The organism is Burkholderia sp. LMG 13014 (assembly GCF_905232215.1).
Taxonomy (GTDB): Bacteria; Pseudomonadota; Gammaproteobacteria; order Burkholderiales; family Burkholderiaceae; genus Burkholderia.
The window spans coordinates 1-9,900 of record NZ_CAJNKE010000197.1; the positions used below are offsets into that span (position 1 = coordinate 1).

At 66.8% G+C, this 9,900-nt stretch carries 10 protein-coding genes; 9 read left to right on the forward strand and 1 reads right to left on the reverse strand.

The window, feature by feature from the left end; all coding sequences use genetic code 11:
- The 5 genes from JYJ84_RS19505 to JYJ84_RS19525 form a co-directional block, all read left to right on the forward strand.
- Nucleotides 1-471: class I tRNA ligase family protein (locus tag JYJ84_RS19505; RefSeq protein WP_205189385.1), on the forward strand; the 471-nt coding region annotated here is incomplete at its 5' end.
- A 38-nt stretch (nucleotides 472-509) separates the two neighbouring features.
- Entirely contained in the window at nucleotides 510-1,064 is a 555-nt protein-coding gene (gene lptE / locus JYJ84_RS19510) for an LPS assembly lipoprotein LptE (protein ID WP_122944466.1), read from the forward strand.
- Nucleotides 1,065-1,082: 18 nt separating this feature from the next.
- Entirely contained in the window at nucleotides 1,083-2,177 is a 1,095-nt protein-coding gene (gene holA / locus JYJ84_RS19515) for a DNA polymerase III subunit delta (RefSeq protein WP_043191265.1), read from the forward strand.
- 138 nt (nucleotides 2,178-2,315) lie between these two features.
- Nucleotides 2,316-3,587 carry a glutamate-5-semialdehyde dehydrogenase gene (locus JYJ84_RS19520; protein ID WP_122944467.1) on the forward strand — a complete coding sequence of 424 codons (1,272 nt, stop codon included), beginning with the start codon at nucleotides 2,316-2,318 and terminating at the stop codon, nucleotides 3,585-3,587.
- A gap of 19 nt (nucleotides 3,588-3,606) precedes the next feature.
- A complete protein-coding gene (locus JYJ84_RS19525; protein WP_122944468.1) occupies nucleotides 3,607-4,029 on the forward strand; it encodes a CopD family protein in 423 nt (140 codons plus the stop codon).
- Nucleotides 4,030-4,129: 100 nt separating this feature from the next.
- Here the strand turns inward: JYJ84_RS19525 and JYJ84_RS19530 are convergent, their stop codons facing one another.
- A complete protein-coding gene (locus JYJ84_RS19530; RefSeq protein ID WP_011350936.1) occupies nucleotides 4,130-4,978 on the reverse strand; it encodes a MurR/RpiR family transcriptional regulator in 849 nt (282 codons plus the stop codon).
- A 281-nt stretch (nucleotides 4,979-5,259) separates the two neighbouring features.
- Between JYJ84_RS19530 and edd the strand changes: the two genes are divergently transcribed.
- The 4 genes from edd (at nucleotide 5,260) to JYJ84_RS19550 (ending at nucleotide 9,861) form a co-directional block, all read left to right on the forward strand.
- Complete coding sequence (edd, locus tag JYJ84_RS19535; protein ID WP_175222959.1) at nucleotides 5,260-7,116, forward strand: phosphogluconate dehydratase; 1,857 nt, start codon at nucleotides 5,260-5,262, stop codon at nucleotides 7,114-7,116.
- A gap of 19 nt (nucleotides 7,117-7,135) precedes the next feature.
- Nucleotides 7,136-7,762, forward strand: coding sequence for a bifunctional 4-hydroxy-2-oxoglutarate aldolase/2-dehydro-3-deoxy-phosphogluconate aldolase (eda, locus tag JYJ84_RS19540; protein WP_043191255.1), 627 nt, complete (start codon nucleotides 7,136-7,138; stop codon nucleotides 7,760-7,762).
- A gap of 220 nt (nucleotides 7,763-7,982) precedes the next feature.
- On the forward strand, nucleotides 7,983-9,344 hold the full coding sequence (locus JYJ84_RS19545; RefSeq protein WP_122944470.1) for a GntP family permease: 1,362 nt from the start codon (nucleotides 7,983-7,985) through the stop codon (nucleotides 9,342-9,344).
- Between the two features lie 13 nt (nucleotides 9,345-9,357).
- A complete protein-coding gene (locus JYJ84_RS19550) occupies nucleotides 9,358-9,861 on the forward strand; it encodes a gluconokinase (RefSeq protein WP_122944471.1) in 504 nt (167 codons plus the stop codon).
- The last annotated feature ends 39 nt before the right edge of the window (nucleotides 9,862-9,900 follow it).

The window sequence follows — 9,900 nt, forward strand, 5'->3', positions numbered from 1 at the left end:
CGCGAGATCTACAGCGTGCTGAAGCAGGCCGATTTCGACTACCAGCGCCTGCAGTACAACACGGTCGTGTCGGCAGCAATGAAGATGCTGAACGCGATCGACGGCGCGAAGGGCGCGACGCCCGGCGTGCTGCGTGAAACGTACGGCGTGCTGCTGCGTGTGCTGTACCCGGTCGTGCCGCACGTCACGTTCGAGCTGTGGAAGGCGCTGGGCTATGCGGACGAATTCGGCCCGCTGCTCGACGCACCGTGGCCGAAGGTCGACGAGGCCGCGCTCGAGCAGGCCGAGATCGAACTCGTGCTGCAGGTGAACGGCAAGGTGCGCGGCGCGCTGAAGGTGGCGAAGGACGCAAGCCGCGAGGCGATCGAAGCCGCGGCGGTGGCCGACGACGCGTTCGCGAAGTTCAGCGACGGCAAGCCGGCGAAGAAGATCGTCGTCGTGCCGGGCCGCCTCGTGAACATCGTCGTCTGACGGCCGCTGGCCGTCGGACGTACCCAGAAGGAGCGAAGGTGATCCGCAGATCGTTTTTGATGCTCGCCGTCGGCAGCGCGGTTGCGCTGTCGGCATGCGGCTTCCAGTTGCGCGGCCAGCAGGACTACGCGTTCAAGCACCTGCTGATCGCCGGCGCGCCGCCGCCCGTCGAGGCGCGCCTCGTGCGCCTCGTCGAGGCCGGCAGCGACACGAAGATCGTCCATTCGGCGGGCGACGCCGATGCCGTGCTGACCATGTCGGAATCGCGTGGCCTGAATACGCTGACGCTCAACAAGTACGGCTCGGCACAGGAATACGCGCTTTTTTACACGCTGCGCTACCAACTGACGAGCAAGGACGGCACCGTGCTGATTCCGATGAGTGCGATCGCGCTGAACCGCGCGATGACGTACAGCGATCAGTACACGAACGCGAAGGCGCAGGAATCGGAACTCCTGTACGGCGACATGCAGAACGACGCGGTTGACCAGCTGATGCGGCGTCTCGCGATCGTCCATTCGCTGACGCCGGCGCCGGAAGATGTGGTGCCGGGCGTCTCGCCGCGCGCGCCGCTGCCGCCGCCACCGCTCTGATCGACGGCACACGCACCGATGCAACTGCGACTTGATGCGCTGGAGCCGCACCTCGCGAAGGGGTTGGCCGGGCTCTATACCGTCTACGGCGACGAGCCGCTGCTCGCGCAGGAAGCGTGCGACCGCATTCGTGCGGCCGCACGCGCGGCCGGCTTCACCGAACGTTCGGTGCATACGGTCGAGCGCGGCTTCGACTGGAGCGTGCTGCTCGGCGCCACCCAGGCGATGTCGCTGTTCGGCGAGCGCCAGCTGATCGAGCTGCGCATTCCGTCGGGCAAGCCCGGCAAGGAAGGCGCCGATGCGCTGAAGACGCTCGCGGCCACGCCGAACCCCGACGCGCTGATGCTCGTCACGTTGCCGCGCCTCGACGCGGCCACGCAGAAATCCGCGTGGTTTACCGCGCTGCAGAACGGCGGCGTCGCGCTGAAGATCGATCCGGTCGACCGCGCGCAGCTGCCGAACTGGATCGGCCAGCGTCTTGCCATGCAGGGCCAGCGCGCCGCGCCTGGCGAGGACGGGCGGCGCGCGCTGCAATTCATCGCCGAGCGCGTCGAAGGCAACCTGCTCGCCGCGCACCAGGAAATCCAGAAGCTCGGGCTGCTGTATCCGCAGGGCGCGCTGTCGTTCGAGCAGGTGCACGATGCGGTGCTGAACGTCGCGCGTTACGACGTCTTCAAGCTGAACGAAGCGATGCTCGCCGGCGACGCCGCGCGGCTTGCGCGGATGATCGACGGGCTGAAGGGCGAGGGCGAGGCGATCGTGCTCGTGATGTGGGCCGTCGTCGAGGAGTTGCGCACGCTGCTGCGGATCAAGCGTGGCACGACGGCCGGCAAGCCGCTCGCGACGCTGCTGCGCGAGAACCGCGTGTGGGGGCCGCGCGAGCGGCTGATCGGCCCCGCGCTGAACCGCGTGTCGGAAGCCGTGCTCGAGAAGGCGCTCGCGTTTGCCGCGAAGCTCGACCGGCAGGTCAAGGGGCTCACGGCCGTCGCGCCGGGCCGCCGCACGCAGGATGAACCGCCGCCCGATCCGTGGGACGGGCTGTTCCAGCTCGCGATGACGGTGGCCGGTGCCCGCGGCGAGCGACCGCCGACCGCGGGCCACGTGCGACGCTAAGTCCCGTTCGGGCCTTCAGCGCGTGCTGCGCAACCCGCTTACAATGTTTTGATCGCTGGCGCGGCCCTCCGGCCGCCGCCGCTCACGGTTCCCCACGAATTCATGCCGCCCAGCGCGGCGCGCTTCTCGAGTCACACGATGGATATCGATCAGTACATGACCGACCTGGGCCGTCGCGCCAGGCACGCTTCCCGCGCGATGGCGCGCGCCAGCACGGCCGCGAAGAACGCGGCGCTCGACGCCGTGGCGCGCGCGATCGAACGCGACGCGCAGGCGCTGAAGGATGCGAATGCACGCGACGTCGCCCGTGCCCGTGAAAAGGGGCTCGATGCGGCGTTCGTCGATCGCCTGACGCTGTCGGACAAGGCGCTGAAGACGATGGTCGAAGGCTTGCGCCAGGTGGCGTCGCTGGCCGATCCGATCGGCGAGATCGGCAACCTCAAGTACCGCCCGAGCGGCATCCAGGTCGGGCAGATGCGTGTGCCGCTCGGCGTGATCGGCATCATCTACGAATCGCGCCCGAACGTGACGATCGACGCGGCTGCACTGTGCCTGAAGTCGGGCAATGCAACGATCCTGCGCGGCGGCTCCGAAGCGCTCGAATCGAATGCTGCGCTCGCGAAGCTGATCGGCGAGGGGCTCGAAGCAGCCGGCTTGCCGCAGGATGCGGTGCAGGTCGTCGCGACGGCCGATCGCGCGGCGGTCGGCAAGCTGATCACGATGACCGAATACGTCGACGTGATCGTGCCGCGCGGCGGCAAGAGCCTGATCGAGCGCCTGATCAACGAGGCGCGCGTGCCGATGATCAAGCACCTCGACGGCATCTGTCACGTGTACGTCGACGATCGCGCCGATCTCGACAAGGCGCTGACCGTCTGCGACAACGCGAAGACGCACCGCTACGGCACCTGCAACACGATGGAGACGCTGCTCGTTTCGAGCGGTGTCGCGGCGAAGCTGCTGCCGCCGCTCGGCAAGCTGTATCGCGACAAGCAGGTCGAACTGCGCGTCGATGCGGCCGCGCGCACGGTGCTCGCCGATGCGGGCGTCGGCCCGCTCGTCGATGCCACCGAGGAAGACTGGCACACCGAATATCTCGCGCCGGTGCTCGCGATCAAGGTCGTCGACGGCCTCGACGCCGCGATCGAGCACATCAACCATTACGGCTCGCACCACACGGATGCGATCGTCACCGAGGATCACGACCGCGCGATGCGGTTCCTGCGCGAGGTCGATTCGGCGAGCGTGATGGTCAACGCGTCGACGCGCTTTGCCGACGGCTTCGAATTCGGCCTGGGCGCGGAAATCGGCATTTCGAACGACAAGCTGCACGCACGCGGCCCCGTCGGCCTGGAAGGGCTGACGTCGCTGAAGTACGTCGTGCTCGGGCACGGCGAAGGCCGCCAGTAACCAGCGAGGCGCACAACCGATGGCAATGCTCTGGGTCAAGACGTTCCATATCGTTCTGATCGCTGCGTGGTTTGCGGGGCTGTTCTACCTGCCGCGCATCTACGTGAACCTGGCCATGGAAACCGATCCGGCTGCGGTGCGGCGCCTGCTGCTGATGGCACGCAAGCTGTTCCGCTTCATGACGATGATCGCGGTGCCGGCGCTGGCCTGCGGGTTGTGGCTCTGGCTGTCGATCGGCATCGGGCAGGGGCAGGGCTGGATCCACGCGAAGGTGACGGTCGTACTGCTGCTGATCATCTATCACGCGTATTGCGGGCATCTGCTGAAGGTGTTCGAGCGCGGCGAGAACCGGCGCACTGACAAGTGGTATCGCGTGTTCAACGAGCTGCCGGTGCTCGGCATGCTCGCGGCGGTCGCGCTGGTCGTGATCAAGCCGTTCTGAGCGGCATGGCCGGCGAGGTTGCCGGCGCCGCCTGATGCGCAACGGCGCCCCGCGGGGCGCCGTTGGTCGTTTACGCGCGTGCGGTCGGCGCGGTGCCTGCTCAATCCTTCGCGCCGTCGTCGATCCGGCGGCGCGTGATCGCCTCCTTCGCGCGGCCGACGCGTTCCATCAGTGCGGGGCCGCGCGACAGCGCGACGCCGACCGCGAGGATGTCGCCGATCGCGAGATGCGACATCCGCGACGTCATCGGCGAGAACACGTCCGTTTCCTCCGCAACGTTCGATGCAAGACTCACCGTCGCGAGCTTCGCGAGCGGCGAATGGCTCTGCGTGATCGCGACGACCTTCGCGCCGCACGCGAGCGCGGAGCGCGCGGCGTCGACGATGTCGCGCGTGCGGCCGGTGTTCGAGATCGCGACGACGACGTCGTGCGGCCCGAGCAGCGCCGACGACATCGAGAACGTGTGCGGATCCGAATACGCGACGCTCGGCACGCCGAGCCGGAAGAACTTGTGCTGGATGTCCTGCGCGGCGATGCCCGAGCCGCCGGCGCCGTAGAACTCGATTCGAGATGCGTTCGACAGCAGCGCGATCGCATCGGCGACGCTGCCCGCGGACAGGCTGTTGCGCACCTCGATCAGTGCGCCGATCGTGCGGTCGAACACCTTGCCGATGATGCCGGGCGCGGGTTCGTCGGGCTCGACGTCGCGATAGACCGACGACACGCCCGGCGCGACGCTCTGCGCGAGCCGGATCTTGAACTCGCGAAAGCCGCTGCAGCCGAGCGCCTGGCAGAAGCGCGCGATCGTCGGCTGGCTGACGCCCGCGCGCGTCGACAGCTCGGTCATCGCGAGGTCGAGCACCTCGCGTGGCGCGGCGAGGATGTAGTCGGCGAGCTTGCGCTCGGACGGGCGCAACTCGGCGCGGATCGCTTCAATGCGGGGCAGCATGGGGCGGCAGGCAGAAATCGGGTTCGGATGAGCGAGTGTATCGCAATCGAATTGTAGAAAATCTACAAGAAAATACTAGCGCCGGAGTGATGCTTTCGTTGAGGTGAGTTAGGGTTTTCACTAGGTATCGCCTTGCTGGTAGCGGGAATAAGGGTTGCGGGGCGATGAATCTGCATTGCGTGCATGTAGTTTTTCTACTAGACTGACTTCGTTCTGTCGACGTGTTCGACCGTCCCCACGATTCCAACGCCGGTGTCGGCCGGCATACAGGAGCGCCCAGCATGACGTTGCTGCACCCCACTCTGGCGAAGGTCACCGAACGCGTGATCGCCCGCAGCCAATCGACCCGTTCCGCCTATCTGCAGCGCATCGACGGCGCGCAGGGCAAGTTCCCGGCACGCGGCGCGCTGTCGTGCGCGAACCTCGCGCACGGCTTCGCGGGCCTCGAGGGCAACGACAAGTTCTCGATCAAGGCGATCCGCGAGCCGAACATCGGCATCGTGTCCTCGTACAACGAGATGTTGTCCGCGCACGCGCCGTACAAGGATTTCCCCGACATCATCAAGGCGGCCGCGCGCGAGAACGGTGGTGTCGCGCAGTTCGCGGGCGGCGTGCCGGCGATGTGCGACGGCGTCACGCAGGGCAACCCGGGGATGGAGCTGTCGCTGTTCTCGCGCGAAGCGATCGCGATGGGCACGGCGATCGCGCTCACGCACAACATGTTCGACGCAGCGCTCTGCCTCGGCATCTGCGACAAGATCGTGCCGGGCCTGCTGATCGGCGCGCTGCAGTTCGGCCACCTGCCGACGATCTTCGTGCCGGCCGGCCCGATGACGAGCGGCCTGTCGAACGACGACAAGGCGAAGATCCGCCAGCAGTTCGCGACCGGCCAGGTTGGCCGCGACGCGCTGCTCGAAGCCGAATCGGCCGCCTATCACGGCCACGGCACTTGCACGTTCTACGGCACCGCGAACAGCAACCAGATGCTGATGGAGCTGATGGGGCTGCACCTGCCGGGCTCGGCATTCGTCCACCCGCACACGCCGCTGCGCACCGCGCTCACCGCCGAGGCCGCGCGCCGCGTGCTCGACCTGACCGTCGAACGCGGCCACTACACGCCGATCGGCCACGTGATCGACGAGAAGGCGATCGTCAACGGGATCGTCGCGCTGCTCGCGACCGGCGGCTCGACCAACCACACGCTGCACCTCGTCGCGATTGCGCGCGCGGCCGGCATCCTGATCGACTGGAACGATTTCGACGAACTGTCGGCCGTCGTGCCCCTGCTCGCGAAGATCTACCCGAACGGCAAGGCCGACGTGAACCACTTCCACGCGGCGGGCGGAGTTGCCTTCCTGGTGCGCAACCTGCTCGAAGGCGGGCTGCTGCACGAAGACGTGACCACGGTCGCCGGCCGTGGCCTGTCGCACTACACGAAGGAGCCGAAGCTGATCGACGGCAAGCTCACGTGGGTCGACGGCGCGGCCGAGAGCCACGACACCAAGGTGCTGCGCGGCATCCGCGACCCGTTCCAGCCGGACGGTGGCCTGCGCCTGATGCAGGGCCGCCTCGGCCGTGGCGTGATCAAGATTTCGGCGGTCGCGCCCGAGCACCGCAAGGTGACGGCACCCGCGATCGTGTTCGATTCGCAGGAAGCCGTGCAGGAAGCATTCGATCGCGGCGAGCTGAAGCGCGATTTCGTCGCGGTCGTGCGCTTCCAGGGCGCGCGTGCGAACGGGATGCCCGAGCTGCACCGTTTGACGCCGCTGCTCGGCGTGCTGCAGGATCAGGGCTTCCACGTCGCGCTGGTCACCGACGGCCGCATGTCGGGTGCGTCGGGCAAGGTGCCGGCCGTGATCCACGTGTCGCCGGAAGCGCTGCTGGCCGGCCCGCTCGGCAAGGTGAAGACGGGCGACACGCTCGTGATCGACGCGGAAGCCGGCGTGCTCGACATCGAGGTCGATGCTGCCGAGTGGCAGGCGCGCCCGGTTGCGCAGCCGCTGCACCAGGCCGAGAACGAGGTCGGTTTCGGGCGTGAACTGTTCGGCGTGTTCCGCGCGGCCGCCGCGCCGGCCGAGCAGGGCGCATCGGTGTTCGGCACGCTGGTCGGCGAAACGGCCGCCCACGTCGCCGCATGAATTTCAAGGAGCCAAACCAATGAAGACGATTGCTGAAATCGTGAAGCTGGGCCCGGTCATCCCGGTGCTCGCATTCGACTCGGTCGAGCAGGGCGAACACGTGTCGCGCGCGTTGCACGCGGGCGGCGTGAAGGTGCTCGAGATCACGCTGCGCACGCCGGCCGGCCTGGAGGCGATCCAGCGCGCGAGCCAGCTCGCGGACGACATCGTCGTCGGCGTCGGCACGATCACGAAGCCCGAGCATTGCGCGCAGGCGAAGCGCGCGGGCGCGAAGTTCGGCGTGTCGCCGGGGCTGACCAAAGAACTGCACCTCGCATCGCTCGACGCGGGCCTGCCGCTGCTGCCGGGCGTGATGACGCCGAGCGACATCATCCAGGCGCTCGAATTCGGCTACGAGATCGTGAAGTTCTTCCCCGCGCAGCAGGCCGGCGGCGTGCCGATGCTGCAGGCGTTCCACGGCCCGTTCCCGGCGCTGAAATTCTGCCCGACCGGCGGCATCACGGTCGACACCGCACCGAATTTCCTGAAACTGCCGAACGTCGTGTGCGTCGGCGGTTCGTGGCTTACGCCGAAAGCTGCGCTCGCCGCGCAGGACTGGGCTGAAGTCACGCGTCTCGCGCAAGCCGCGAGCCAGCTCCCCCGTTAAGACTTGTACGAAATGACGGAATAACCCTCGGATGACGAGCGCTTAGTGCTTGTTTTACCGAGGGTTTTTGCTGATGGAACCGGTTCTATCCGCGGGCCGCAAAGATCAGTAAAATTCAGCGTCCTGACGGGGTGGGTACCCCCCGTGTTCCGGAGACCTGCATAGCCGGGCATACTCGCAACAACTCGCCCGGTTCGAACAATTCTAGGAGGAGTGCCACATGGGGGCTGTCCAAGGCAGCATGCTGCTCGTATTCACGCTGATCGCGATTGCCGCGCTGATCCTGATGATCGCGCGCTTCAAGATCTACCCGTTCCTGGTGCTGATCATCGTTTCGCTCGGCCTCGGCCTCGTCGTCGGCATGCCGATGGACAAGATCGTCAAGTCGTTCGAGGCGGGCACCGGCGGCACGCTCGGCCACATCGCGATCGTCGTCGGCCTCGGCACGATGCTCGGCAAGATGATGGCCGAATCGGGCGGCGCCGAACGGATCGCGACCACGCTGATCGACTGGTTCGGTGAAAAGAACATCCACTGGGCGATGATGTTCGTCGCGATCATCGTCGGCCTGCCGGTGTTCTTCGAAGTCGGCTTCGTGCTGCTGATCCCGATCGCGTTCAACGTCGCGAAGCGCACCGGCAAGTCGCTGCTCGTCGTCGGCCTGCCGATGGTGGCCGGCCTGTCCGTCGTGCACGGCCTGATCCCGCCGCACCCGGCCGCACTGCTGGCCGTCCAGCAATACGGCGCCGACATCGGCAAGACGATCGCGTTCGGCCTGATCGTCGGCGTGCCGACCGCGATCATCGCGGGCCCGCTGTTCGCGCTGACGATCTCGAAGTTCGTGAAGCTGCCGGAGAACAATCCGCTCGCCGCGCAGTTCGTCGATACGCACACGGACGGCCGCAAGCGCGAACTGCCGAGCTTCGGCATCACGCTGTTCACGATCCTGCTGCCCGTCGTGCTGATGCTCGTCGGCAGCTGGGCCGACCTGCTGTTCGCGCCGAAGTCGCTGCCGAACAACCTGCTGCGCTTTGCCGGCAACTCGGACGTCGCGCTGCTGATCGCCGTGCTCGTGAGCTTCTTCACGTTCGGCAAGCTGCAGGGCTTCAACCGCGACCAGATCCAGAAGTTCTGCGGCGAGTGTCTCGCACCGATCGCAGGCATCACGCTGATCGTCGGCGCGGGTGGCGGCTTCGGCGGCGTCCTGCGCGACAGCGGGATCTCGCAGCAGATCGTCGAGACCGCGAAGCACGCACACCTGTCGCCGCTGCTGCTCGGCTGGTTCGTCGCGGCGCTGATGCGTCTCGCGACGGGTTCGGCGACGGTCGCGATGACGACGGCCTGCGGCATCGTCGCGCCGATCGCGGCGGCGTCCGGTGCGGCGGTCAGCCCGGAGCTGCTGGTGCTCGCCACGGGCTCGGGCTCGCTGATCTTCTCGCACGTGAACGACGGCGGTTTCTGGCTGATCAAGGAATACTTCGGGATGACGGTCGGTCAGACGTTCAAGACCTGGTCGTTGCTCGAAACGATCATCTCGGTGCTCGGCCTCGGCTTCACACTGCTGCTGAGCATGGTTCTGTAACAAGGGGTAGTCAATGATTCTGATCGCAATGGGCGTGTCGGGCGCGGGCAAGTCGCGAATCGGCGAAATGCTGGCGGAACGCCTGTCGTGCAGCTATACCGATGGCGACGCGTTTCACAGCGCGGCGAACAAGGAAAAGATGCACCACGGCATTCCGCTGACCGACGACGACCGCTGGCCGTGGCTGCGCACGATCCGCGAGGCCATCGAGGAGAAACAGCGCGCGGGCGAGACGGCCGTGTTCACGTGCTCGTCACTGAAGCGGTCGTACCGCGACGTGCTGCGCGGCACCGACACTGACGTGCGGTTCGTGTATCTGAAGGGTTCGTTCGAGGTGTTGCACGAGCGCCTGAAGAGCCGCACCGGCCATTTCTTCGATCCGTCGCTGCTGAAGAGCCAGCTCGACACGCTCGAGGAGCCGGGCCCGGACGAAGCGATCGAGGTCAGCATCGAGCTGACGCCCGAACAGATCGTCGATCAGGTCATGCTGAAGATCGGCAGCGCGCAGCAGCACTGAGCGCGGTTCGCGGCAATCGTCATGAAAAAGGCGCCCTTC